The sequence below is a fragment of the Companilactobacillus allii genome (genome assembly GCF_001971585.1).
Lineage (GTDB): Bacteria > Bacillota > Bacilli > Lactobacillales > Lactobacillaceae > Companilactobacillus > Companilactobacillus allii.
The window spans coordinates 710,667-735,816 of sequence record NZ_CP019323.1 but is presented as its reverse complement, the minus strand read 5'-3'; the positions used below and the strand labels follow the sequence as shown (position 1 = coordinate 735,816).

24 protein-coding genes, 1 tRNA gene and 1 pseudogene are annotated in these 25,150 nt (G+C 35.9%); 3 read left to right on the top strand and 23 right to left on the bottom strand.

Going from position 1 to position 25,150, the window contains the following annotated elements; translation table 11 throughout:
* Positions 1–13: 13 nt before the first annotated feature.
* Both BTM29_RS03510 and BTM29_RS03505 read right to left on the bottom strand, forming a co-directional pair.
* The gene (locus tag BTM29_RS03510; RefSeq protein WP_076614182.1) at positions 14–1,588 is read right to left on the bottom strand and encodes a YfcC family protein; all 1,575 of its coding nucleotides are present in this window, start codon (positions 1,586–1,588) and stop codon (positions 14–16) included.
* Positions 1,589–1,656: 68 nt separating this feature from the next.
* Positions 1,657–1,729, bottom strand: a tRNA-Asn gene (locus BTM29_RS03505).
* Positions 1,730–2,034: 305 nt separating this feature from the next.
* Between BTM29_RS03505 and BTM29_RS03500 the strand changes: the two genes are divergently transcribed.
* Positions 2,035–3,729, top strand: coding sequence for a phosphoenolpyruvate carboxykinase (ATP) (locus BTM29_RS03500; protein WP_076614181.1), 1,695 nt, complete (start codon positions 2,035–2,037; stop codon positions 3,727–3,729).
* Positions 3,730–3,786: 57 nt separating this feature from the next.
* On the opposite strand, the gene BTM29_RS03495 is transcribed toward BTM29_RS03500, so the two are convergent.
* From BTM29_RS03495 to BTM29_RS03430, 14 genes are all read right to left on the bottom strand, one after another.
* Complete coding sequence (locus BTM29_RS03495; RefSeq protein WP_076614180.1) at positions 3,787–4,005, bottom strand: P8 family protein; 219 nt, start codon at positions 4,003–4,005, stop codon at positions 3,787–3,789.
* Between the two features lie 106 nt (positions 4,006–4,111).
* Complete coding sequence (locus BTM29_RS03490) at positions 4,112–5,449, bottom strand: M20/M25/M40 family metallo-hydrolase (protein WP_225972242.1); 1,338 nt, start codon at positions 5,447–5,449, stop codon at positions 4,112–4,114.
* Positions 5,450–5,779: 330 nt separating this feature from the next.
* A complete protein-coding gene (locus BTM29_RS03485; protein WP_076614179.1) occupies positions 5,780–6,529 on the bottom strand; it encodes a hypothetical protein in 750 nt (249 codons plus the stop codon).
* A 325-nt stretch (positions 6,530–6,854) separates the two neighbouring features.
* Positions 6,855–7,304 carry a hypothetical protein gene (locus BTM29_RS03480; protein WP_076614178.1) on the bottom strand — a complete coding sequence of 150 codons (450 nt, stop codon included), beginning with the start codon at positions 7,302–7,304 and terminating at the stop codon, positions 6,855–6,857.
* 12 nt (positions 7,305–7,316) lie between these two features.
* Positions 7,317–8,477: an ABC transporter permease gene (locus tag BTM29_RS03475; RefSeq protein ID WP_076614177.1), complete on the bottom strand. Its 1,161-nt coding sequence runs from the start codon at positions 8,475–8,477 to the stop codon at positions 7,317–7,319.
* A complete protein-coding gene (locus BTM29_RS03470; protein WP_076614176.1) occupies positions 8,470–9,147 on the bottom strand; it encodes an ABC transporter ATP-binding protein in 678 nt (225 codons plus the stop codon). Before BTM29_RS03470 ends, BTM29_RS03475 begins: the two co-directional genes overlap by 8 nt.
* A gap of 10 nt (positions 9,148–9,157) precedes the next feature.
* A complete protein-coding gene (locus BTM29_RS03465) occupies positions 9,158–10,063 on the bottom strand; it encodes an efflux RND transporter periplasmic adaptor subunit (protein WP_076614175.1) in 906 nt (301 codons plus the stop codon).
* A gap of 385 nt (positions 10,064–10,448) precedes the next feature.
* Entirely contained in the window at positions 10,449–11,828 is a 1,380-nt protein-coding gene (gene nhaC, locus BTM29_RS03460; RefSeq protein ID WP_225972228.1) for a Na+/H+ antiporter NhaC, read from the bottom strand.
* A gap of 449 nt (positions 11,829–12,277) precedes the next feature.
* Complete coding sequence (locus tag BTM29_RS03455; RefSeq protein ID WP_076614173.1) at positions 12,278–12,931, bottom strand: amino acid ABC transporter permease; 654 nt, start codon at positions 12,929–12,931, stop codon at positions 12,278–12,280.
* A gap of 13 nt (positions 12,932–12,944) precedes the next feature.
* On the bottom strand, positions 12,945–13,583 hold the full coding sequence (locus BTM29_RS03450) for an amino acid ABC transporter permease (RefSeq protein ID WP_076614172.1): 639 nt from the start codon (positions 13,581–13,583) through the stop codon (positions 12,945–12,947).
* Positions 13,580–14,410, bottom strand: a complete 831-nt coding sequence (locus BTM29_RS03445; RefSeq protein ID WP_076614171.1) for a glutamate ABC transporter substrate-binding protein — start codon at positions 14,408–14,410, stop codon at positions 13,580–13,582. Before BTM29_RS03445 ends, BTM29_RS03450 begins: the two co-directional genes overlap by 4 nt.
* A gap of 17 nt (positions 14,411–14,427) precedes the next feature.
* Positions 14,428–15,159 carry an amino acid ABC transporter ATP-binding protein gene (locus BTM29_RS03440; protein ID WP_164510789.1) on the bottom strand — a complete coding sequence of 244 codons (732 nt, stop codon included), beginning with the start codon at positions 15,157–15,159 and terminating at the stop codon, positions 14,428–14,430.
* Between the two features lie 698 nt (positions 15,160–15,857).
* On the bottom strand, positions 15,858–17,651 hold the full coding sequence (locus BTM29_RS03435) for an FtsX-like permease family protein (protein ID WP_076614169.1): 1,794 nt from the start codon (positions 17,649–17,651) through the stop codon (positions 15,858–15,860).
* A 39-nt stretch (positions 17,652–17,690) separates the two neighbouring features.
* Positions 17,691–18,443 carry an ABC transporter ATP-binding protein gene (locus BTM29_RS03430; protein WP_076614168.1) on the bottom strand — a complete coding sequence of 251 codons (753 nt, stop codon included), beginning with the start codon at positions 18,441–18,443 and terminating at the stop codon, positions 17,691–17,693.
* Positions 18,444–18,641: 198 nt separating this feature from the next.
* Here BTM29_RS03430 and BTM29_RS03425 point away from each other — a divergent pair, with 198 nt between their 5' ends.
* Positions 18,642–20,096, top strand: a complete 1,455-nt coding sequence (locus tag BTM29_RS03425) for an APC family permease (RefSeq protein ID WP_418236011.1) — start codon at positions 18,642–18,644, stop codon at positions 20,094–20,096.
* Between the two features lie 57 nt (positions 20,097–20,153).
* On the opposite strand, the gene BTM29_RS03420 is transcribed toward BTM29_RS03425, so the two are convergent.
* Together BTM29_RS03420 and BTM29_RS03415 are read right to left on the bottom strand one after the other, a co-directional pair.
* Entirely contained in the window at positions 20,154–20,507 is a 354-nt protein-coding gene (locus tag BTM29_RS03420) for a type II toxin-antitoxin system PemK/MazF family toxin (protein ID WP_225972227.1), read from the bottom strand.
* Positions 20,507–20,788 carry an AbrB/MazE/SpoVT family DNA-binding domain-containing protein gene (locus BTM29_RS03415; RefSeq protein ID WP_076614166.1) on the bottom strand — a complete coding sequence of 94 codons (282 nt, stop codon included), beginning with the start codon at positions 20,786–20,788 and terminating at the stop codon, positions 20,507–20,509. Before BTM29_RS03415 ends, BTM29_RS03420 begins: the two co-directional genes overlap by 1 nt.
* Before the next feature lie 241 nt (positions 20,789–21,029).
* Between BTM29_RS03415 and BTM29_RS03410 the strand changes: the two genes are divergently transcribed.
* Positions 21,030–21,788, top strand: a complete 759-nt coding sequence (locus BTM29_RS03410; RefSeq protein ID WP_076614165.1) for an SGNH/GDSL hydrolase family protein — start codon at positions 21,030–21,032, stop codon at positions 21,786–21,788.
* An 87-nt stretch (positions 21,789–21,875) separates the two neighbouring features.
* On the opposite strand, the gene BTM29_RS03405 is transcribed toward BTM29_RS03410, so the two are convergent.
* The 5 genes and pseudogenes from BTM29_RS03405 to BTM29_RS03395 form a co-directional block, all read right to left on the bottom strand.
* Positions 21,876–23,504 carry an ABC-F family ATP-binding cassette domain-containing protein gene (locus tag BTM29_RS03405; RefSeq protein ID WP_076614164.1) on the bottom strand — a complete coding sequence of 543 codons (1,629 nt, stop codon included), beginning with the start codon at positions 23,502–23,504 and terminating at the stop codon, positions 21,876–21,878.
* Between the two features lie 160 nt (positions 23,505–23,664).
* Positions 23,665–23,802: a hypothetical protein gene (locus tag BTM29_RS12860; RefSeq protein WP_192844201.1), complete on the bottom strand. Its 138-nt coding sequence runs from the start codon at positions 23,800–23,802 to the stop codon at positions 23,665–23,667.
* A gap of 52 nt (positions 23,803–23,854) precedes the next feature.
* Positions 23,855–24,025: a hypothetical protein gene (locus tag BTM29_RS12775; RefSeq protein WP_157886435.1), complete on the bottom strand. Its 171-nt coding sequence runs from the start codon at positions 24,023–24,025 to the stop codon at positions 23,855–23,857.
* Between the two features lie 107 nt (positions 24,026–24,132).
* Positions 24,133–24,360: pseudogene (locus BTM29_RS03400) on the bottom strand (cysteine peptidase family C39 domain-containing protein); the annotation flags it as partial.
* 40 nt (positions 24,361–24,400) lie between these two features.
* On the bottom strand, positions 24,401–25,150 hold the full coding sequence (locus BTM29_RS03395; protein ID WP_076614163.1) for a response regulator transcription factor: 750 nt from the start codon (positions 25,148–25,150) through the stop codon (positions 24,401–24,403).

Here is a 25,150-nt window from a genome sequence, read left to right as displayed (position 1 = left end):
TACATTTTACCAATTAAGATAAAACAACTTCCATAATCAATATAAAACCACCAAATACTAATACAAAGGCTACAACCGGCCAAACGAATCTGAACCAATGTGAATATTTCATATCAAGCATTTGTAGTGTAGCCATAACCAGGCCAGTAGGTGCTAAGAAAAGCATGGCATACTGACCGAATTGATAGGCCGTAACAACAGCGAATCTTGGTATATCAACTGTATCAGCTAATGGCGCAAATATAGGCATGGATAACACTGCCAATCCAGATGAAGATGGGACAATGAATCCCAGAACAAAGAAAATAAACATTAAAATAATAATAAAAATTGGTCCACTTACATTTTTAACCAATAAAGATGAGAATTGCAAGATGGTATCAGATATGTAACCGTTGTTCAAAATAATATTGATACCACGTGCTAATCCAATGATCAATGAAACGCCAACCAGGCTAGATGCCCCGTTAACAAAGGCATCTACTACACCCTTCTCACCAATACCATAACGACCAGTTGCAGTAAGGAACATGATGATAATTGCAAAGGATAAAAATGATGACGCCATAGTTGGGAACCACCATCCCTTTGACATAACGCCCCAAACCATAATTGGAAAGGCGATAACAAAAAGGATCAAAATAATCTTCTTACGTAAAGTGAAAGGAATCTTAATACCCTTCTTATCATCATCTGATTCAACTGAAAACATATTATTAAATGATTCATGATCGTCATATGTATAAGAGAACTTAGGTGTGTCCTTCACCTTTTTACTATACCAATGCAAATATAATTCTATGAATATAGTCGCACCGATCAAGCCCATGATTCTGAAATTCAGTCCCTCTGTAAAGGGAATACCAGCAGCATTAGATGCAATGACCGCCGAAAAAGGATTGATAGTTGAGAAACAAGTACCAATTGAACTCGACAAGAATATTGCTCCAACAGATACTATCGAGTCATAACCCATCGCAATAAATATTGGAACTAGAATCGGATAAAAAGCGACGGCCTCTTCTTCAATTCCACAAAATGTTCCACCTAATATCATCAGAATTGACACGGTAAATATCAATAAGAACTCATGGCCTTTAGTTTTCTTAGTCAGTGACATCAAGCCTGACTCAAAGGCTCCACTTGCCTTAACTACTCCGATTAATCCACCTAATACAAAAATGAATACCATTATATCAACGGTTTCAATCACACCGTTAACCATACTTTCAGTAATTGCACCGATATGTGCAGGCTTTTGCTTCAACCTTTGATAAGTATTGGGAACTGATACAGCATCACTAATACTACCAGATGTGAATTGATCGATATCTATTTTGACACCGAGTTTATCTAGCTCCTTTTGTGTGGCAGGAACGTGTGTTACGTTTCCATTAGGACTAGTTATTTTTAACTCGGAGTTTGTTGTGTACACCATTTTGGAATACGCTCCAGCTGGAATGATCCAGGTCGCTATAACGGCAAATATTGTTAGAATAAACAACATTGCAAACGCACCCGGCATCCTCAATCTGAACTTTTTCTTTGGTGCTTTGGGTATTTCAGCGGATGCACTGATATCTCCCATATTTTCATCCCCACTCAATTAAACTAAAAAAGAAAAAAAGAAGTCCACTCACTGTGGACTTCCCTTTACTGACCAGGCTGGGTTCGAACCAGCGACCTCATGATTAACAGTCAAGCGTTCTACCAACTGAACTACTGATCACTCGTGTTATGGGTATTAATATAGCATTATTAAATTTTGATTACAACCTTTTTAATTTAAATTATAAAATCATTTTATAAATAATTCTATTTATTTAATAAAATAAGCTCCTAAGCCCTATACGCAACAGACGTTTTGTCCATATCTCATGTCGCACTAAGTAAAGCCCTTTCATTTTATTCTAATCTAACTTTTGAAATGTTTAATTAAAATATTCTAATTTTTATTTAATTTCATATGTAAATTTTACCCAAAATGTTTTAGAATGTTATTTAAGCCCTAAATTGAAAGGAGAACTTATATACATGTTTAAAACATCAAAAGCTGTAGAATCAGACGCGTTTTATATGAACCCTGATCGTTCAGTCGCAGTTATCAACTATAACGAGGAATACATTCAAGATATATTCCAACTAATCAATAGCCAAGGATTCTCAGATTTAGTTAAACTATATCTAGAAGAAAGTCAAAAATCATTGACTAATAGCTATGAGGGAATCAATCCCAAAGATTACATCAAAACTCTCAAGGCTATCTTAATTGATAACAAAGATGTTTATGAAAAATATGATCGTGAACAAATTCTTGCAAGTATTGAAGATTTATATTCATTTTATCGTTCATACTTCAGAGTTTCTCTAATCAACAAACATAACAGTGATATTGTCACTGGTAATTTCATGGACATTGATAATCACTTTAACGAAACTGTCATTAACCTATATCGTGCAGTTGAAGAAAAAATTCAAGGATTCTCAAATCGTACATATCGTCAAGTCAATGCTGGTACTAACGCATGTGTGCTTACACAATCGATCGACTGGCCAACACCAGCTGGTTATGAAAGCCTCAAAAGTATCCGTTTCCTAGATACATTAATGTTACGTCCACCAATGATGATGCACACTAAATCAAACAAACGTGAAGGTGTTTTCAGTGCCGTTGAAAATAACCCTATTGCTAAATTCGATGGTAAACAAAATGAATGGTTCTGTTTCCCAGCCCACATTGGTGAAAGCCTTGCTTATATCTACTTCCACCGTGATTACTTCGTAAGTGGTGTCGCTCTAGCCAACTTGTTTGACGTCGCTGATGAAGAAAGTATCAAAGGCCAAAAGCCTGATGAGATCCTATTATTTGGATTAGATGAAACAGAAGGTGACGTTTGTCATTATTATCACGATGAAGCAAATGACATCTGGGTCGGTGAAGTTCCATACAACGACAAGACTACTTACTTTGGTTATATGAAGAAGATGTGCCTGACACTTCACAACTTACATATGATTTATGAGGACCGTTTACCTATCCACGGTTCAATGGTCCGTATCAGCTTTTCAAATGGAAAAACAAAGTCAGTTGTCTTCTTCGGTGACTCTGGTGCCGGAAAGTCTGAATCTATTGAAGCTCTGCAAGAAATCGCTGACGACAAGATCATTGATATTGAAACGATTTTTGATGATATGGGTAGTTTTGCATTTGATAAAGATGGCAATCTCTATGCACAAGGAACTGAAACTGGTGCCTTCGTTCGACTGGATGATCTAAGTAGTTCAGTCGCCTTTAACAATATGGATCGTGGTATCTACTTGAATCCTGAATTGAAGAATGCTCGTGTTATTTTGCCAGCCAATACATACAAGCGAGTTATCGATCATCACAGTATCGATATGTGGGTTTATGCCAATAACTATGATGCTCAAATCGGACTACATCAATTTCCTGATGAAGACCATGCTAAAGCAACCTTCATCGCCGGTAAAAGAAAGGCGCTTGGAACAACTGATGAAGTTGGTATGAGTACTACTTTCTTCGCCAATCCATTTGGCCCAGTTCAAGAAGAAGCAAGAACTCGTCCAATCATTGATAAGGTCTTCAACAAGCTATATGAGAACAATGTTTATGTTGGTGAGATCTATACTCACTTGGGTTATGACAAATCCAAGGACAGCCTGCATGAATCCGCCAAGGAACTACTGAACCAATTAATGAACAATTAATATAGAGACGCAAAAAGCAGGCTAACTAGCCTGCTTTTTTCATTTCAAATATTATTGTTATTTTTTCAACAATTTCTCAACTGCTGGTTTTAGATCTGCTTCAGCCATGTCATCATACTTCTTTGCTTCTTCTGTAGTCTTATCAGTACTGTGATTTGTTGCCTCCATGAAATGATCCCAGATAGCGTCACGTACAGGCATATCTGAATCGCTCCAATCGAAGACATCTTTCATGTTTTTATCTAATAAACTTGTTTTTCCAACTTCTACAGCCATAATTAATCTTCCTTTCTGATTAGTACAAGTTCATTATAGTTCTTTTATTTTACTATGTTCACTTTAAACCCTTTTATTTCCAATACATTCCGTAAACTGGCATTAATTATATACTATTAAGCAATTCATAAGTGGTTTTGATCCCGCTATAAAAGGCACTCTGCGTCAGATTCTCATTAGGTGCATGATTATGTTGATCAAAATTAGCATACGGTATCGTGAAGGAGTCGACCTTTAGAATGTCACCCCACACGTAGTTTGGAACTGTCCCGGGCATTACCGGTTCAATTAGGTCAGATCCAGTTGCTGCCTTGATTGCTTTTACAATACTTGCGATATGTTCATTATTTGAATCTGTCTTACATGGTGGAACTGTAACTAAGTAATTGATCTTAATTAATCCACTGTTAATTTCTGTCTCTAACAATTCATCGATTGATTTTTTAATAGCATAGACATCTTGATCACCAACCAAACGTAGATCCAACTTCATGATGGCTTGATTAGGAATAATCGTCTTGATTCCCTTCTCACTATAACCAGAGTTGATCCCAGCGATATTGAAAGTCGGTTGGAACATTAACTTTTCATAATATTCTAAACCAGTTGCTGGCAAAGTTTTTACACCGGTTTGTTCAGTGATGGAACTTTTATCAAATGGTAATTTTTTCATCCATGCAATTTCTTTTGCATCTGGTTTGTTGACCCCTCTATAATAATTCGGGATCAAGACTTTCTTATTCTTCAAATCGTACATTTTTTGGACTACACCCATCAGTACTAAGATAGGATTTTGCATGATATTGCCCAGATTACCAGAGTGATTATCTTGAGTACCGGTTGTGGCAGTAATCTCAAATCCTAGTGCGCCACGATTGCCCAGCCTTAATACATGTTGACCTGATTGGTTGAATGATCCATCAACTACAATTGCAAAATCGACGTCTTTCAACTTATTATCAGCTAATTTCTTAACCGTAATTGGAAGATTCTTGCTACCTTGTTCCTCTTCGCCCTCGATCAAAAACTTGATGTTGAATGGAAAATTTCCATTAACTTTTTTGTAAGAGTACATCCCCAGTATTTGTGCGAGTAACTGTCCTTTATTGTCACCAACACCGCGACCAAAGAATCGATTATCTTTTTCGGTCAAAACAAATGGATCAGTGTGCCAATCTTCAATATTCCCCGGCGTCATAACGTCATAATGTCCATAGAATAAGACCGTTTCACTAGCATTCCCCTTGATATCAGCCAGAATTGTTGGTGATCCAGCAGTCTCAATCACTTCGACATTAGCACCAAGCAATTTTTCAAGCGTACCCGTCAAGAAATTCACTGTCTCATTAATTCCTTCTCCAGTAGCACTGATACCTTTATCACTGATCAGTTCTTTGAACAATTCAACAAACTTAGTAGTATGGCTCGTGATGAATTCATCCACATCCAAAACAATTCCCTCCCTCTTTTTCTAATTATTCTATAATATATTTAGATATTTTGTAATATTATAGTTTTTAATTTTGTTTTTGTAAAGATAGGTTGGGTGTGACAAAACTTTGCTTCTACTCAAACTTGCTGTGAAAACGTGTGAAAAAGCGCAACTTTTTCCGTTTAATAAAAAAAGGATTGTGACATGACTTTTTTATACTCAAACTTGCTGCGAAAACGTGTGAAAAAGCACAATTTTCTCCGTTTAATCAAAAGAAGTCGATATTCACTTGCGTGAATTCCGACTTCTTTGCGATTATACTCGAAAACTGAACGTGCTTTTTCACACTCTATTCAACTTATCTGTTAAATCAAACAATTCAGATACTTTCCCATAATTAGGATTGGATTTCTTCATATTACGAATATCTAGATTATTTATCACGTACTTATTATCACTGTTTTGTACCCAAAAATTGTAATTTGGCATTGCTATTAAATAAGCATCTTTACCATCCAGTCCGTATTTTATCATTGATTTCTTTAGTGCTGGATTGTCCTCATAACGTTCTTCATTGGACTTCAAGCCAGTTATGACTTTGGAACCGATCTTCGGTAATGGGAAACTGGTCTTCTTATATAGGACCTGTTCAGATTTTTTAGTATTGTCATCGGTTCCTTTTGATGTTGAGAATCCAGTAGGCACAACCGTTACGATATTCTGATTTTCAAGAACCTTGTTGCCATATATGACTTTATCAACATGTATAGTTATCTTACTTTCAACTTTCAAAGTATCTCTCATTTTTTCATAGTTAAGTACGGTACCTTCAATTATGAAGCTATTGGATTTCTTGAGGTCGGTCCATGTTTCTGGAAAGACTTCATCAAAATCAGTGTCGCTAGGTAGATATTCTACGTTTGCGGCACTGATTTCCTTATTCCATTTTGTTTGATTGATCTCAACTCTGTTCCTAACAACTGTTTGTGCACTGCCGGTTTTACTACTATAAGCCTTGTTCACACTGCTACTACAACTTATCAACGTACCGACTGCTAAAAGTACCGCTATAATCCCCAGAAGCTTTCTCATAGCACCCCTACACCACCGCCACAATGATGATTTTTATTTGTTATTTAAATTTTTGTTTGAATAATTCTTAAAAATCTTATATAAATACTATACCAGATTTTTCATTCACTTTTTCATCATTTTTGTAAGCGGTTTATAAATGTACTCTTTGTCTTTACTTCAAACCACTAGTGCTCCTCTTGTTTGCTTCTCAAACTTGCGGCTTAAACGCGCACCAAATCTCAATTTCTTCCGCTTAACGTAATATAGGGCGTCATTCACATTCGTGAATGGCTCCCCATATTATGTTAATGCTCGGGAATTACCGCGATTTGGTGCGCTCTTCTTATATAACTGAAACAAAAAAACTCAAAACACTCAATATACTAACTTTGATCTTACTACTCTGTGAAACTTGTAAATACTTCCAATTAAGCGCTATTGTAAGTCCGTTACCCAATAATCCAACAATAACTTTTACCCAAATATTCAAGCCTTTATTGGTGATTGCTCCAACTATTCCTGACAACAATGCTACGACTATCAATCCTATAGCAATGTTAACGAAGATAGTTTTTTGGAAATCAAACTCACTATTTTTCAAAATCAAATACATGATTCCATAATAGATCACAAATCCGATTATTAATCCAACGACATAAACAACTAGTTCCATAACTCTACCCATTTCTGGTGTTGCTTCGTTTGCCAAAACCATGGCTGTTATTCCACTGAATGCGTAAATCAAAAATAACGCAAAGAGTGTTAATCTATCTAATCTATACAAATTCTTCATAGTTTCTTCCCCCTATTCTTCCTTAAGTAGTCCAACTAATGGTGATTTGGCAGCTTTGTTAGATGGTATGTAACCAAATACCAATCCGACTGCTGTTGAAACTGAAAGTGATATGATCACTGCATAAATAGTGATTATCGCTTTAAAAGGTAAGAACAGATTGATCAGTGATACGAATAAATACCCCATTAGAATACCAACAATTCCACCTATCATACACAAAACAACACTTTCAATTAAGAATTGGTTCCTTATATCACTTGATGTTGCCCCAAAAGCACGTCTAATCCCAATCTCCTTGCGACGCTCTGAAACAGTGATATACATAACGTTCATAACGCCTATTCCGGCTATCAACAAAGATATTCCAGCCACAAAGGCAACGAAGTATGTCACGTAATTCAATATCTTAGTAAATGACTTGGTCATTGCATCAGGCTTCAATACTTTATACTTACCTGTCTGCTTATTCTCACCAAACTTCTTCATTTTTTCGACCGCAATTTTACCGATCTTTTTCTTATTCGCTGAACTAGTTACGTATATCTTGGCTTCATCTTGAATTATTTGATCCGCGAACAGTTCTTTGAAGACTGACTTTGAAACATACATATCTGGCTTGTATTCCATATCACCTATACGATAAACACCTTTGACTATGAAGGTATTGTCGCTAACTATTACGGCCTTATTCAAAGGTGACTTGTTCTTGAATAAGCGACTTGCTAAATCACTAGAAATAAACACGCCACTTGGGTCATCTGGATCTAGTGAATTGACTTTACCCTTAGACAACTTCAATTTTTTAGGCGCCTTATTCAGAGACATTGTCGTTTTCTTACCGTTATAACTTACACTACCGTCAGAGTCTCCATAACTACTGGTCAGTTTGACATGATCAACTCCAGATATATTCTCCAAAATATAAGCATCATTATTAGTAAAGCCATTATTAGTATTCTCATCGGCAGCTTTCGGTGTGTAATCTAAGCTGAAACGATTTTTATCGTTATGACCGCCACTTTCGGTATTGATTCGATGTGTAAATCCATCCCCGATAGCTAGGATACAAATAACACTAGAAATACCAATAATAATACCTAGCATAGTTAGAAAATTACGGTTCTTATTTTTACCGATTGATTTCAGTGCGATCGAAAATTTATCAAACATTCTTCTTCACACTCTTTTCATCGTTATATAGATGGCCATCACGAATGTAAACCGTACGCATTGCATATTGTGCGACTTCTTCGTCATGAGTGACCATGATAATAGTTGTACCATCTTGATTGAGTTTAGTGAATATATCCATGATCTCACTACTAGTCTTCGTATCCAGTGCTCCGGTTGGTTCGTCTGCAATAATCAACTTGGGATGATTAACGATGGCACGTGCTATTGCCACACGTTGTTGCTGGCCACCTGATAATTCTGAAGGAAGATTCTTTTCTTTACCGGATAATCCGACTTTTTTAATGACATCTTCAATCAGCTCTTTTTTGTTCTTCTGTTTCTTTTTACTATAAATTAATGGGACTTCAATATTTTCATAAACGCTATATGTTGTTAATAGTTTGAAATTTTGAAAGACAAACCCTAATTTGTCACCACGTATCTGAGACAACAGATTATCATTTGTCTTTTTATAATTTTCATCATTCAAAAGATACTCACCACTATACTTTTGATCCAATAATCCCAAGATATTGATGAGCGTTGATTTACCTGATCCAGATGGACCCATAATTGCCAAGAATTCCTCGTCAGCAACTTCTAAGTTGATATTTTCTAAAGCCACAAAATCCCGATATGCTTTCCCAACATTTTTTACTTTTAGCATATTTCACCGCCTAGAACAAGACTAGCTTGTCGCCAGCCTTGATTCCTTCTTTAGCATAATAATAATGGCCACTCTTAGTTAGATTAAGAATTCTTTCATGCTTTTTACCATTCCTAACTAGATAAACAGTATCACCAGATTTTACAGCAGCTTCTGGGATCTTATATCCTTTGGATTGATTCTTGATTTGGACATGCATACCATATGGTAACTCTTCATCTGTACTAACTTGGAAGTGATAATATGACACAGCACCATTGTTGTATGGAATACTGTCCTTTTTTGTGTAGCTACCAGTGATTTTCTTGCCGTTATTTTTTATAACGCTGACTTCTTTACCAAGTTTTATCTTATCAACACTGAACTCATTAACATTTCCTACAATAATGGGAGACCCATAAATATAACTGTGTCCAGCACTTTCGTAATAAGTTCCATTGATTGGAGCAGTTACTACACGATTTTGTTCCTTATTCAATTTGTTTAACTTATCCTGAGCGTCATTCAGAGCTTCTTGATCCTTAGCCAACTCAATTTGATAATCTGTATTTTTATCAGTTGTCTTGTTCAATTCCTGAATCGTCAACTGAGCCTGTTTGATCTCTAGATTAACTCCGTTTATTTCAGACGTCATATCGTTGTAAAAGGAAAATAGAGTCTCCCCTTTAGTAACTGGATCCCCACTATTGACATAGCTAGCTACTAGAGTTTCGTCTGCTGACTTAACATCTTGGGATACAGCTTGTTTTTGATCCTCTTGAACAACCCCATTAAAATATCTTGTGTTCTCAGTTTTTACTGTATAAGTCGTATATTTTGGCTTATCAGTAGAATTTTCCTTACCAAGGACCACAAACAAAGTGATGCCAAGCATAATTACTGCAATTCCCCAAATAATAACTTTGATTCTTTTCATACTTTTCCCCCACTTGTAAAAAGCTCATTAATATTCCTATTAATATTTTAATATCAATAAATGGCTTTGTAGTGGGATTTGTCTTACTTGACCTTACAATTTTGTAAGGTCAAAAAAGTCGAAAAAAAGTTTTGTAGTGCGAAGAAATTTTAATGAAAACGTGTGGTAATAATTTTTTCTGTCTAAAAAAATAGGATTGTAGCTTAACTTTTTTTCTACTCAAACTTGCAGTGAAAACGTGTGACAAAACACAGCCTTCTCCGTTTAATCAAAAATAAGTAGACATCCACTTACGTGAATATCTACTTATTTTACATTATACTCGAAAGCTGAACGTGTTTTGTCACACTCTCTAAGCAGTAACTGCATCTGTCTTATCTGAAACTTATTTTTTCTTACTATCAATACGTTTCAATCCAATACCAGTGAATCCACTGATGATCGATAGGACTGGTGAAAGTAAGCTAAAGAAACAAAATGGTAGGAATTCAAGTGTTGAAACTCCAAGTGTATTGGCTGCGAATGCACCTGCAACACCCCAAGGAATCAAGTAATTAATTACGGTACCACCGTCTTCAAGTACACGGCTCAAAGCTAAATTATCTAGTCCACGTTTATTGAATGCTTCTTTGAAAGCTTTACCGGGAAGAATAACTGAAAGGTATTGTTCACCAACAAAGACATTAACACCAATACCAGAAAGGATCGTAGCAAGTACAACGGCTCCTGGGGTCTTTAACTTTGCAGTTAGTGGTGTCATAGCTGTCTGAATAACGTCAAACTTCATCAAGAGACCACCTAGTGACAATGTTAAAAAGATCAATGAAACTGTACCCATCATGGAAGTGATTCCTCCACGAGTAAGTAATGCATCAACTGCGGCGTTACCAGTTTTTGAAACAAATCCATTTTCGATGAAACCGGCAATATCTTTAACTGGTGTACCAGGTTTTTGGATAAATATCATCCCTACTGTAACGGTGATATTCAAGATCAAAGTAGCAATGGCTGGAATTTTGGCTATGGCACAGATGAATAACAATGCTACTGGCAAAATTGCCCACCATGAAATTATAAAGTGACTATTCAAAACATTAAGTGTTGTATCAATATTTGACATATTTGCACTAGTTCCTGTATTACCAAGAATTGTGTAAAGAACTAATGAGATCAAGAAAGCTGGAATCGTAGTCCACATAAGGTTTTTGATATGTGCGAACAAGTCATCTTCAGCAATTGCTGAAGCCAAGTTAGTTGAATCTGAAAGTGGTGAAGTCTTATCTCCAAAAATTGCTCCAGAAATAATTGCTCCCGCTACTAAAGCCGGATTAACACCAAGCGTTGTACCCATCCCAAACAACGCAATTCCAAGTGTTGAAATAATTGTAAAAGCACTACCAACTGATGTACCAATAATTGCACAAACTAAGAATACTGAAGGAACGAACCATTTAACTGAGATCATGTGGAATCCGGCAACCATCATAGATGGAATGATTCCTGCCGCAATCCATGTACCGATCAAAGCACCGATCAATATGAAAATAAATATTGGGACGATCCCGTTTTTGACACCGTCGATGATACCACCGTGAATATCATCCCAACTACTACCACGAATCTTACTCCAAAGAACTAACAAACCGATTACTACTAACACTGGTGTTTGTGGTGAAAGACCAAACTTGATAACACCTAGTCCTAAGATTAATAACATTACTACCAAAATTGAAATTGACTCTTTAAAACTCACTTTATTCTTCATAATTAATCTCCTCATATTTTATCGAATTTGTTAATTGCTCCAATATCGAGGATTGCCACCAGATGTATTATTCATAATCATTGTCCTTTCCAATTTTAAGGTATAAAAAAAGTCGTTCCTATTGCTTACGCAACAGGGACGACTAATAAACCGTGGTACCACCCAGCTTGAGGATAAAATATCCTCCACTCTCGAGAAGTAACGGTTCTCTTTACCCGCTTGGAAAAGCCAAGTCATGTCTGGTATTTCATAACATACACCCTGACCGGTTCACATCAACCACCGGCTTTCTTACGCACAGATGCAGTACTACTTGATTCAGACACTTATATTTGTTTATTTAATTGACTTGAATATTATCAGTAATTAAATTATAAGTCAAGCCATTTTTCTAATTTATTTCTAATCTTTGTTTTTTTTAATAGAATGCTATAAGCATTCTAAAAAGTTTAAGCCATTCTTCTATCAATAAACTTAGATAACAATGACAATGCATAACAAACTACAAAGTACATAATAGCCATCGCTACAAAGACTGGAATGATGTAGTTAGGATCTTGTCCATAGACGACTTGACCGTGTTGCATCAATTCTGGCACAACGATGATTGTGGCCAGTGAAGTATCCTTGATCAAGGATATAAATTGACTAACTAATGCTGGGATCATTTTTTTGTAAGCTTGAGGCAATACAACATGCCACATTGCCTGTCCTAGCTTCATCCCCATAGCACGAGATGCTTCCATCTGACCAATATCAACAGCCAATATACCTGACCTGATGATCTCAGCAATCATAGTAGACTCAAAGACTGTCATGGCTAAAATAGCTGCTGGGATCGTATCTGGCTTGAAACCAAAGGCTGGTAATCCAAAGTACGTGAAGAAGATTATCAACAGCAATGGCAAGTTTCTAATAACATCGATAATGTATCCGACGATTCTTGATAAATACGGAATCTTCGCATATCTGATAATTCCTAAGACTGAACCAATAATGAAACTCAATATTACTGAAACAACTGAGATCAATATTGTGACCCATAAGCCTTGGAGCAGGAATCGTATATTGATCCATGAATAAGCGTCTATCCAATTTTGCATATGCATTCCCCTCCTAAGCTAATTTTCTTTCTAAATGTTGCATATAATAACTGATCGGCAATGTAATAACTAAGTAGAACAAACCGACAACTACATATGTATTAACAGTATCAAAAGTCTGTGACGCAATCGCATTACCTTGATACATCAAGTCAAATCCAGCCACAAAGGCTAGAACTGATGAATTCTTAACTAAGTTAACGAATTGATTACCAAGAGGTGGAATAACTAACTTGAAGGCTTGTGGTAGGACAACATTTTTCATAGCCTGCCAAAATGTCATACCTTGCGCACGAGCAGCTTCCATTTGACCAAGGTCAACTGAATTAATACCAGCACGAACTGTTTCGGCAATAAAAGCCGATGTATAGATCGTTAACCCGATAGTTCCGGCAGTGAATCCATTGATCTTCACAATATACAACGGAATTACTAGGTAAAAGAACATTGTGATAACTAATAACGGAATGTTACGGAATATCTCCACGTAGACATTACCTATTACACGAGCTACTTTACTAGGCATAACCTCTAGGATCGCGAAGAGGGATCCAATAATCAAACTGAAGAACAGTGCCAAGACACTGGATAAAACAGTCCATCCAAATCCTGAAATAAAGGCTGGCCAATTATCTGTTAGTAATTTTATCATTTCCTTAGCACCTCCTTGTAATTGAATCCAGGAACATTACCAAACCATTTGAGAATAAGCTTGTTATAAGTTCCGTCAGATTGAACTTCCTCAAGTGCTTTGTTCAAAGCTGTCTTGAAGTCTCCTTGACCCTTGTTGATACCTATACCATAAGGTTCAGTCGTGAAGGCCTTACCAGTCAGCTCATAGCCAGGATTATTGACTGCCATACCAGCTAAGATTACATTATCAGTTGTCAATGCATCTCCTTGGCCAGACTTCAGTGCTGTTAATGCCTGTGCATAATCAGGTAATTGAAGTACTTGCGCCTTTGGAGCAAACTTCTTAACATTTTGAACTGAGTTAGAACCTACAACACCGATAATGGTTTTGTTGTTTAAGTCTTGAACCTTTTTAACTGCAGAACCCTTCTTGACAAGGATCGATTGTCCAGCATCAAAATATGAGTTAGAAAAGTCGATCGTCTTCTTACGATCAGGCGTTATGGTCATTGTAGCGATGATGGCATCAATGTTTCCGTTCTTCAACAGTGGAATACGTGACTGCGATGTAACGGTAACAAACTTAGCCGTTGCATCTTTACCGAGCATCTTTTTAGTAAGAGCCTTAGCCAAATCGATCTCAAAGCCTTTTTCTTTTCCATCTTTAACATCGATCAAACCAAGTAATTTTGTATCCGCCTTAACACCCCATGTGATGGTTTTAGACTTTTTGTCATTTTCCATAACATTTTGTGACGATAGGGATTGTGATCCACAACCAGACACCGTCAATACTAGGAGCAAAGACGTGATCAGCAGTGATAAATATTTAAACTTCTTTTTCATATCAAATACCCCCTATTTTAATGCTTGATAATTTTACCTAAGAATTGACTAGCACGTTCATTTGATGGGTGCTCAAAGAAATTATTAGTCTCATCATCTTCTAGAATTTGTCCATCAGCCATAAAAATAACACGGTTAGCAACTTCTTGAGCAAATCCCATTTCGTGAGTAACGATAAGTGAAGTCATATCGCTTTGACTTGTAACATACTTGATAACACCAAGTACATCATCGATCATTTCTGGATCTAGCGCACTTGTAGGTTCGTCAAAGAGCATACAACGAGGCTTCATTGCTAGTGATCTAGCGATGGCTACACGTTGTGCCTGTCCACCAGAGATCTGTGAAGGCATATTATGTGCTTTATCTGCCAAACCAACTTGGTCTAGTAAAGCCATAGCAGCCTTCTTGTTTTCCTCTTCACTCAATTTCAATACGATTCTTGGAGCTAGCATTACATTTTCTAAAACATCTTTATTAGCATATAAATTAAAATGTTGGAAAACCATTCCGACATCAGTACGGATACGGTTGATATCTGTTCCCTTATCAGCGATATCTCGGCCATTAACGATCAATTGGCCTTTTTCGATAGTTTCCAAACCATTGACTGTTCTAGCCAAAGTACTCTTACCAGAACCAGATGGTCCAATCAAAACTACAGTTTCTCCCTTGTCGATTTTTAAGTTAATGTCCTTTAGTGCGTGGAACTTGCCGTAATACTTTTGAACATCACGGAATTCAATCATTGATGACATAACTTTTTCTCCCTTCTATTCCCAATAAATCTTCATTAAAATTAATCATTAAAGAAATTCTAATGTTTAAAAAATAATTTAGCAACAAAAAACATCTAAACTCTATAAAGGTTCGGGTTTAACACAGAGCGATTATTGCACTAAAGTTCTTATATATCAATACTTTATCAAGACATTTTATAATATAAAAAATATTTTGAATTTTAGTATTTGTTTCAATTCCCGAACTAAAATCTTGTTACAAAATTATCAAGTAATTAATTGTATCATAAATTAAAATTTTCTCCTAAAATTATATTAATTCTAAAGTGTAGTTGTGTTATGGATTCTATTCAGACTTGCTGAAACGCGCTTCAAAATACAATTTCTTCCGCTTAACAAAAATAGTGAGTTTGTGACATAACTCTTTTTCTACTCAAACTTGCAGTTAAAACGCGTGACAAAACGCAACTTCCTCCGTTTAGTGCAAAAAAGCCCAGCATTTACTTTCGTAAATGTTGGACTTTTTAGTACTATACTCGAAAGCTTGACGCGTTTTGTCACGCTCTGATACTTTGAGAACGGGAATTCTCATATTATAGGGGATGTTTCAGGTATCTTGTTGAGGGATACACTCCTCTGTTCAGAGGAGCTGGGGTCATAAGGTGAATACCCGATGACCCCAGTTCCCCCGAAAGGAAACTGGTGAATTATTTTAGAACAATCTTCTTGTACAAGTAACGTGTTAATAGATAATAACCAAGGTATAGAACAATGAATATTCCAAAGGGAATTTCGATATTCATATATGGTTTGTACAGGATATTGGTGAACATTTGAAGTCCTAGTAAGACATGAATTATCCCTAGTCCGGCTGGAACTGCGAACAAGACTGCAATTTCTTTATTAATAGTAGAACGCAACATCTTTTGTTTTGTACCAATTTTATATAGCATGTTGTAACGCTTAACGTCACCACTCGCACCTGACAAGATTTTAAACATCAAGCAACTTGCCAACATGGCTAGAAAGGCGATTCCTAAGAAGAATCCCATGAATTCTAAGCCTGAGAAGAATCCATTAACTATTACATATGAACTATATTTATCTTCGCTGCCTTGTTTCAATTCTTTAAAACGCTTGTTTTCAGCTTTAGAAATAACTTTGATTTTACTCAAGTTCTTCTTGAATGAATCCGTCTTAACCAGCGTTAATGTGTTCGACTTGCCGGCTATCTTGTTAAATTCAGCGTCACTAACGGCTTCAGCTTTACTCATTCGATATTGTGGCAACATGTTTTGTTGTAACGTATAACTGACATCTGGAATCTTAATATTACTGCTCTTTTTAGTTGTGGAAATCATATTATTCATGTTGAACTTCTCATAATGAAGTGGTTGTTTCTTGAATTCACTAGCACGATAATAAACTACTTTGTTCTTATCATCTGACTTATATGAATAGTTAGTCTGCTCATCTCCACTCAAATGATTGATACGATTTTGTTGTGCTGTATCGGCGTTATGAACTGTAACATCATAGTAACTTTGACCATTTACAACTGTATCGATCTGGTTTTGGAATCCTAATCCAACCGTGATCGCACCAAGTGCCAAGGCAAACATGATCGATACCATTGAAAGAATCTTAGTGTAATCTCCGATTCTAAAACTCAACTGTGAAAGTGTGAAGTTATTGAGGCCTCGTTGTGAGAACTTAGTATTACGTTTTAACATTGCAATTACTGCGGTGATGGCTGCTGTAATAGTGAAGTAAGTTCCACCAACAATCGTTACTAAAGCAACAGGTATACCAATATAGATCAATAAAGCATTTTGACCAACGACCCACATTGCATAGTAACCAATTGCCAAAAGAATGATACCAACAACTGCTTGAATACTCTTAACCAAGCCATTATTCTTGATTTTACTTGGTTGACTATCTTTGTGTAACAGTACCAATATCTTAGTTCTACGTAATGATATGGAATTTTTGATCGCAGAAAAGATGAAGATAACGATGAAGAAAACAAAGGTCCACATTAATGCTGGTAAATAGAAGCTATCAAAGTGTTTGACCTGCATATCAAGGGCATCGATCATCCATTGACTGACAAACTTTGTAGCAATGATACCAATAACTGATCCAATAATTGTAGAAATAGCACCAATGGCAAATGTTTCTACAAAGATCATTTTGGAAATTTTACTACTCTTGGCACCTAGCATCATGAACATTCCGTATTCCTTTTGCCTCATACTAAGCAAGAAGGTATTCGCATAGTTTATGTAGACGATAGTTATTATCGCCAACAAGATAATCCCAAATCCAAAGATGAATGCTGTAGCCGCAGCTGGTGAATTAGAACTTAAAAACGACTTATTAATCGCTAGCGACAAAAACATATAGAAAATTGCTGAAGCAATCATTAATCCTGAAAATAATACCGTGTAATCACGTAATCGATGACGTATACCACTGAGGGCAAGTTTGTTTAACATAATTTAATCTCCTTATAAACTTGATACATAATTCCTTATCTATTCGACAAAAGTTCCAAGTGAATCTAATATTTCTTGATAAAATTCCCCACGTGTATGGTCATCTTTGTTCAACTCTTGACCAATCTCACCATCTTTAATGAAGAGGATACGATCACAATAACTAGCTGAGAAGGGATCATGTGTTACTAAAAGGATCGATACATCGTCTTCTTTATTGATCTTGCTCATAGTATCCAGCAAGGCTCTGGCACTTTTAGAATCCAGCGCTCCAGTAGGTTCATCCCCAAAGACGATCTTTGGTTCATGAACTAGTGCTCTAGCTGCTGCGACACGTTGCTTTTGTCCACCTGACAATTCCGTTGGATAATGATTCAAGATATCGACCAATCCCAATTTTTCAGTGATCGACATAACAGCCGGTTTGATTTTTTTTGGTGAAACATTTTGTAGTGCCAATGGCAAAGCGATATTTTCGTATGCTGTTAAGTTCTCCAGTAAATTGAAATCTTGGAAAATGAATCCAATTTGATTAGAACGAAAATCTGCCATTTCATTTACATTTAACTTGGTAATATCCTGTCCGGCAATTTTGACCGAACCACTTGTAGGTGTATCAAGAGTGGACAAAATATTTAATAATGTTGTCTTACCTGAACCAGAAGCCCCCATGATACCAACGAATTCTCCTGGTTTAACTTCAAAATTCACATCTGATAATGCCTTATATTGTTTCTCATCAGCCTTACCATAAATTTTTTCAACATTTTTTACTTCTACAATTTTTTGCATTTCTTGACCTCCATTTGATATATCTATCATAAATAAAATATCGAATTGGGTCGTTGGATTTATCTTACTTTTAACTTACAAAATCGTAAGTTTATTTTTTAAAGACGCTTACATAGGTGGTATTTAGTAAACATTTTTCATATAATTAACTGTTACTTAAATTTGAAATAAAGGGGTGTATTTCCGATGGGGAATAAATTGCCAGAAATTGACTCTGCTGATAAGAAGTCATATATTAGCTGGCCAGTAGTTGCTTTGATGGACTTTGTTACTGTCATTGGTTTTGATGACATTATTTACAACTTCCATAACCAAGGGTTAGGAATCGTTACAACTTGGATTTTAATGTTATTTTTATTCGTTGTACCTTATGAGATGATGGTTGGTCATCTAGGTTCAACATTTAGTGAGGAAGGTGGAGGTATCACGTCTTGGGTACGTGGTACTAGTGGTAACCTTTGGGGCTATATTTGTGGATGGACTTATTGGGTCTCTGGTCTTCCTTATATCGTCGATGTTGCCAATTCGATGCTTATTTCGTTTGGTTGGTTGATCAATGGATCCAACAAGATGTCAGATACTATGAGCAACAGTATGTTTGCTCTACTGACAGCTCTGATCTTTACGTTATTTATTTTTATCCAACATTTTTTAAAGAACTCACTACAAATATTGAGTGTTATCGGTGGTGGTGCGATGTTTATCGTTACCGTTTTGTACGTTATCATGACGGTCGTCTACTTAGGCCAAGGTAATGCACCACATACACAGCCATTTACATTCAGCTCATTTATTCCTAAGTTTGATATGCATTATCTATCAACATTTGGACTAGTTATCTTCGCTATGAATGGTTCAGAGTTCGCTGCACCATACGTTACAGAGATGAAGAATGGTAAAAAGGACTTCCCTAAGGCTATGTGGATGCTAGCAATTATGACTGGTATCCTAACAGTCCTTGGATCATTTTCATTGGGTGTATTCTTCAACGCTCATAACTTACCAAATGACCTTAAAATGAACGGTTCATACTACGCCTTCCAATATATGGGTTCAGAATTTGGCATGGGTAATTTCTTCCTATACTTATTCTCCTTCACCCAAGCAATCTATATGATGGCTCAACTCGCCGTCTTGTTAGATGCCGGAACAAGAATGTTCTTATCCGACACTGCTAAAGAATACTTACCAAAAGGACTAACAAAACTAGACAAACACGACCTTCCTATCAATGGTTACTGGTTAACAACAGGTATCTGTACTGTAATCATGGTGTTAAGTGCCACTTTGCCAAATATGAACTCTATCTTCAATCAATTACTTAACTTGAACGGGATAGTTTCACCATATGCGACATGTTTCTTGTTCAGTTCCTTCATATTAGTTAGACTACGTGAGAAACAATTCAAGTCTGACTTCGTTTATATCAAGAATAGAAAGTTTGCTATCTTAGTTGGTGCTTGGTGCTTCGCCATTACCTTTGGTGCCGCCACTTTAGGAATCTTCCCAACTGATGAAGTGACTGGAACCGGTGCTTGGTATCACGTTTTGACACTTAACATCATCGAACCATTATTGATGGTAGCAGTCGGTGTCATCTTGCCAGTTATCGCTTACTTCCAAAACAAGCGTGATGGCGGTAACTTAGCTTAATTTATGCTTTTAAAACAAATAATCCACCTAATGAAATGTTTGATTTCATTGGGTGGATTATTTGTTTCTTTTTTTTATATTTTTTAAAAATGTATATAAATCATCTACATCAACTAATTCCAATTTGCCCATTGGTGGATGATTAAAAACAACTCCTCTAGTAACTTTATAAGTTTTGTGCACATCTACATATGATTTTTTTACTAAACCAGCTTTTTTCCAATATTTAATTGGATAGTATATTTGCTTTATATTATCAGACTTATTCTTGTATTTAGACGTTATCTTAAATACAACTACGTACTTCTCATAAATATCAACTACCAATGCAGGTCTACGTTTCGATTGAATAGAGTCATCAAACATAATGTCGGCAATATAAATGCTCATTGGACGAATAACATTATCCATCAACCATTAACCATCCAATCGTGAAAATCAGGAGATTTATTAGGATCATAATTTCCATTTTTATCTACATCAACAATTTCTGTTGGTATATCCTTAACAAGATTATGCCAATCCAATTCGCTAGGCTGTTTCTTTAAAATTATCTCATTATCAGGACTGACTGTTATAGATAATTTATCTCCACTATTTATCTGTAATGCTTTTCTAATTGTTGCGGGAATTACAACTTGGCCTTTACTAGATATTTTTGATATTTTTGAATCATCTGTAATTTTATCCATTATTCGCTCATCCCTCTCTTTTTCATTACTTCTTACTTCTTACATTTTACTATATTTTTATGATTTGTAACTTAAATTGCTCACTCACAAGTCACGTACAATCTTTTAATACAATCATAACCAAAAGGTTATCATTCTTTCTCTTTTACTATTTTACATTCACATCTTTCCGATTTACAGTATAAGTACTAAATTAAGATAAGTGTTTATTTCACACTTAAAATCCGAAAGGTAGAAATAAATGACAAATAACAAATTCATCAAATTCTTAACAACCACTGCGGCGACTGTAGTAACAACGAAACTAATTGACAAAGGTTACTCTTTTTATCGCGGAAACAGATCTGCTATAGCTTCAGATAAAATGTCTTTGAATCCCGATTCAAAACTGCAAGGTAAAAAAATTGCCTTTTTAGGTTCATCAATCACTTATGGAGCTGGATCATTTGGGGATGCTTTACCGGAATACTTGGCAACTATAGATGGTGTCAAAAGTACCAAGGCAGATGTATCAGGAACAACTCTAGGTGGGACTTCCGCCAAAACTTACACATCACGTCTTCAAACTGACATACCTACAGACCAAGACTTTGATTTGTTTGTGTGTCAATTATCTACCAATGATTCTCGATTTGATATTCCTACTGGTGAAATCAGTGAGTCAACAGATATTGAAGACTTCGATAGAACCACTACGATTGGTGCAATGGAGTATATTATTGCTTACGCAAAACAAAACTGGAATTGCCCAGTAGCATTCTTCACTTGTCTACGTAAACCAGATGCCAACTACGAAGAACTGAGAAGAGTCTTATACAAACTCCAAGATAAGTGGGGAATTCACATTATTGACGTTTGGAAGAACCAACAGATCAGACTAGAAACTGCTAGCAATCCAATGTATATGTTTGACGATGCTCACCCAACACGTGCCGGTTATCACGACATCTGGCTGCCCTTCTTCGAGAAACGATTAACTGAAATTTTCAACATTGATTAAATGACAAATTGTTAATCATAATTAGTAGATTTACTACTAAAAATAGCGTTAACACATTCTGATTAGATGTGTTAACGCTATTTTTTTCTAGTCTTCGTACAACTTAGCAACTTGTTCTTGTAATTGTTTATGTGATAAGAATTCATCATAAGTAGTATCTGCTTTATCAACGACACCCTTAGGACTGACTTCGATAATTCTGTTAGCAATTGTCTGAATAAATTCATGATCGTGGGATGTGAAGATGATACTGCCACTGAATCCTACTAAACCATCATTCAAAGCAGTGATTGATTCTAGATCCAAGTGATTAGTTGGGTCATCCAACAAGAGAACATTGGCCTTACTCAACATCATCTTAGATAACATTGCACGGACCTTTTCCCCACCGGACATGACGTCAACTTCACGGTTAACATCATCCCCTGAAAACAACATCTTACCTAAGAATCCACGCAAGAATGTATTGTCATTTTCATCTTTAGAGGCATATTGACGTAACCAGTCAATAACAGACATCTTGTTATCAGCGAAGTATTCATTAACGTTCTTAGGTAAATAAGTCGTTGAGGCTGTTTGACCCCAAGTTACCTCACCTGTATCAGGCTTGATCTCACCAGCAATTATCTGCATCAGAATTGTTGTAGTTAAGTCATTCCTACTAACAAAGGCGATTTTTTCATCCGGACGTAATGTCAAATTAACATTATCAAGGATCTTAACGCCTTCGATCGACTTAGAAACATTCTCCAAACTTACCAAGTCCTTACCCAATTCACGATCTGGATTGAACTTGATGAATGGATATTTACGAGTTGATGGTTGAATATCATCAAGTGTTATCTTCTCTAATTGCTTCTTACGAGATGTTGCTTGCTTAGATTTGGAAGCATTCGCACTGAAACGAGCCACGAATTCTTGTAGTTGTTTGATCTGTTCCTCTTTTTTGGCGTTAGCGTTAGCTTGTAATTGAGTAGCAAGCTCACTGGATTCCATCCAGAAGTCATAGTTACCAACAAACAAAGTGATCTTACCACGGTCAACATCACACATATGTGTACATACTTGATTCAAGAAGTGACGATCATGGGAAACTACGATGACAGTATTCTCAAAGTCAGCTAGGAAGTTTTCTAACCAGCTGATTGATTGTACGTCCAATCCATTAGTGGGCTCATCCAAAAGTAAGACATCGGGATGACCAAATAACGCTTGTCCCAACAATACCTTAACTTTTTGTGGCTCCGTCAAGTCACTCATGGGGGATTGATGAAGTGATTCATCGATTCCCAAAGCTTGAAGGATTTGAGAAGCATCAGATTCAGCTTCCCAACCACCCATCTCACCGAACTCAGTCTCTAATTCTGCAGCACGAATACCGTCAGCGTCACTGAAGTCTGCTTTGGAATAGATAGCGTCCTTTTCAGTCATAATACTGTAAAGTTCTTGATGACCACGAATAACAGTATCTAGTACCAAACTATCCTCAAAGGCAAAGTGATCTTGATTCAAGCTAGACATACGTTCATTAGGACCCATTGATACTACACCTGTAGTTGGCTTGAGTTTACCTTCAATGATTTTTAGAAATGTAGACTTTCCGGCACCATTAGCACCAATAACTCCGTAACAGTTACCCGAAGTAAATTTAAGATTTACATCATCATATAGCATCCTATCAGAAAACTGCATACTGACATTATTGACATTTAACATTAACTATCCTCCTGCATTTACGCGTAAAAAAACAACGTGTCAAGTAACGGCGACGTTGATTTCAATTAATATTTGTTTTGATATATTAGTGTAGTGTAACACATACCACAAAGGATTTCAGTGTTTATACACTTATGATTTACAACTTTGTAATTATTGCTCATTTTTCAATAGTTGGGATGTTTTTATCCTTCAACTTTGCAAAAATCGGCCTTTTTTCAATAGTTGAGACTCTTTTATCCTTCAACTTTGCAAAAATCGGCCTTTTTTCAATAGTTGAGACTCTTTTATCCTTCAACTTTGCAAAAATCGGCCTTTTTATAACTAAATACCAGAATAATTATCTATAGTTACTTATTCTTAACTAACAAACTTCCCTTGAAGAATATAATGGTAACAATCAAAGAAACCCAGAATGAGTAGGCAAAGCTACCTTTCATAACATTCTCAATCATTGTAAAACTAGTTAATATTCCTAAATAAAAATCAAAATCTTTATAGAATTTCTTGTTAAATTTCATAGTAATCTCCCCCGATAAATTTATGTAAATATTTTATCCTATTGGAGGAATAAAATGGGAAATATATCCCCAAATGGGGTATTTTAGTTCCTGTTAGTAGATTTACCAATTTTAAAAAGTTCCATATCAGCTTGAATAGCTTGAGTCTCGAAATCTAAACTCTGTGCCGTTTTAACTAATCCCAAAGCTGTTGTCCCTTCAACATCTGTTCTAGCCAAATTACGAAGCCGAGCTAATGAGAATTGTGAGCCATAGTTCTTAAGGACCATTGCCAATGCAGCAACCCCACAATCGTTCTCATCTACTTGAGGTATGTATATTCTTTTGTTAATCATATAGTTCTCCCATAATTTAAATATAATCGTTTAATTTTACCTACTTACCGTTATCCTTTAATGCTCTAGTTAAAGAACCTGACTTTCTATAAGAAACATCACACTCTGAATCTCTAACCATTTTCAATTTTCTAGTATGCGAATCATACGAAACAACTTTGTCTAGATTCACCAACCAGCTCTTATCACATCTAAAAAAAATATCATATTTATTTTCTAAATTATTAAGATTACCTGAAAAAGTTGCCTCTTTGTTTAAAGATGATAAAATAACTCGACCATGAAATTCTTTTGATGTATGTAATGCAATAACATCGTCTAAAGGTACCGAGAAAAATCTAGATCCAATTTTATATCCAAAAGTATTAACTCTATGAAAAATTGTATTCTTATATATTTTTTGTGCTAATTCTATATCAGCACCTATATGTTCTTTAATTTCATTTAAAGTTAAATCTTTAAGAACATAGTCCATGGGTGCTATTTTTCTTTCTAAGGTCAAAAATGACAATTCTGAATGTGTCGTAATAAAGACGATTTGCGACATTGGCATTCTTTCCCTAATAAAACTGGCCAATCTCAATCCCGCCTGTTTGTCATCACCGATTTCCATATCCAAAAAGAACAAACCATACTGTGTTACTTTAAAAAAAGAATTGAATTCTTCAACTGTGCAAGCTGTGCCTACTAATGACATAGCAAAATCATTAATCATAATTGTCTTTTCAATAGTTTCTTTATATTCGGATAGTTGATTTCTATCATCTTCCAAAAGATATATAGGAAACAT

Bases quoted from the DNA above. Each gene is read 5' to 3' on its own strand.
- BTM29_RS03510 (WP_076614182.1), bottom strand. From the start codon at position 1,588: ATGGGAGATATCAGTGCATCCGCTGAAATACCCAAAGCACCAAAGAAA.
- BTM29_RS03500 (WP_076614181.1), top strand. From the start codon at position 2,035: ATGTTTAAAACATCAAAAGCTGTAGAATCAGACGCGTTTTATATGAAC.
- BTM29_RS03495 (WP_076614180.1), bottom strand. From the start codon at position 4,005: ATGGCTGTAGAAGTTGGAAAAACAAGTTTATTAGATAAAAACATGAAA.
- BTM29_RS03485 (WP_076614179.1), bottom strand. From the start codon at position 6,529: ATGAGAAAGCTTCTGGGGATTATAGCGGTACTTTTAGCAGTCGGTACG.
- BTM29_RS03480 (WP_076614178.1), bottom strand. From the start codon at position 7,304: ATGAAGAATTTGTATAGATTAGATAGATTAACACTCTTTGCGTTATTT.
- BTM29_RS03475 (WP_076614177.1), bottom strand. From the start codon at position 8,477: ATGTTTGATAAATTTTCGATCGCACTGAAATCAATCGGTAAAAATAAG.
- BTM29_RS03470 (WP_076614176.1), bottom strand. From the start codon at position 9,147: ATGCTAAAAGTAAAAAATGTTGGGAAAGCATATCGGGATTTTGTGGCT.
- BTM29_RS03465 (WP_076614175.1), bottom strand. From the start codon at position 10,063: ATGAAAAGAATCAAAGTTATTATTTGGGGAATTGCAGTAATTATGCTT.
- nhaC (WP_225972228.1), bottom strand. From the start codon at position 11,828: ATGAAGAATAAAGTGAGTTTTAAAGAGTCAATTTCAATTTTGGTAGTA.
- BTM29_RS03455 (WP_076614173.1), bottom strand. From the start codon at position 12,931: ATGCAAAATTGGATAGACGCTTATTCATGGATCAATATACGATTCCTG.
- BTM29_RS03450 (WP_076614172.1), bottom strand. From the start codon at position 13,583: ATGATAAAATTACTAACAGATAATTGGCCAGCCTTTATTTCAGGATTT.
- BTM29_RS03445 (WP_076614171.1), bottom strand. From the start codon at position 14,410: ATGAAAAAGAAGTTTAAATATTTATCACTGCTGATCACGTCTTTGCTC.
- BTM29_RS03440 (WP_164510789.1), bottom strand. From the start codon at position 15,159: ATGATTGAATTCCGTGATGTTCAAAAGTATTACGGCAAGTTCCACGCA.
- BTM29_RS03435 (WP_076614169.1), bottom strand. From the start codon at position 17,651: ATGTTAAACAAACTTGCCCTCAGTGGTATACGTCATCGATTACGTGAT.
- BTM29_RS03430 (WP_076614168.1), bottom strand. From the start codon at position 18,443: ATGCAAAAAATTGTAGAAGTAAAAAATGTTGAAAAAATTTATGGTAAG.
- BTM29_RS03420 (WP_225972227.1), bottom strand. From the start codon at position 20,507: ATGGATAATGTTATTCGTCCAATGAGCATTTATATTGCCGACATTATG.
- BTM29_RS03415 (WP_076614166.1), bottom strand. From the start codon at position 20,788: ATGGATAAAATTACAGATGATTCAAAAATATCAAAAATATCTAGTAAA.
- BTM29_RS03410 (WP_076614165.1), top strand. From the start codon at position 21,030: ATGACAAATAACAAATTCATCAAATTCTTAACAACCACTGCGGCGACT.
- BTM29_RS03405 (WP_076614164.1), bottom strand. From the start codon at position 23,504: ATGTTAAATGTCAATAATGTCAGTATGCAGTTTTCTGATAGGATGCTA.
- BTM29_RS12775 (WP_157886435.1), bottom strand. From the start codon at position 24,025: ATGAAATTTAACAAGAAATTCTATAAAGATTTTGATTTTTATTTAGGA.
- BTM29_RS03395 (WP_076614163.1), bottom strand. From the start codon at position 25,150: ATGTTTCCTATATATCTTTTGGAAGATGATAGAAATCAACTATCCGAA.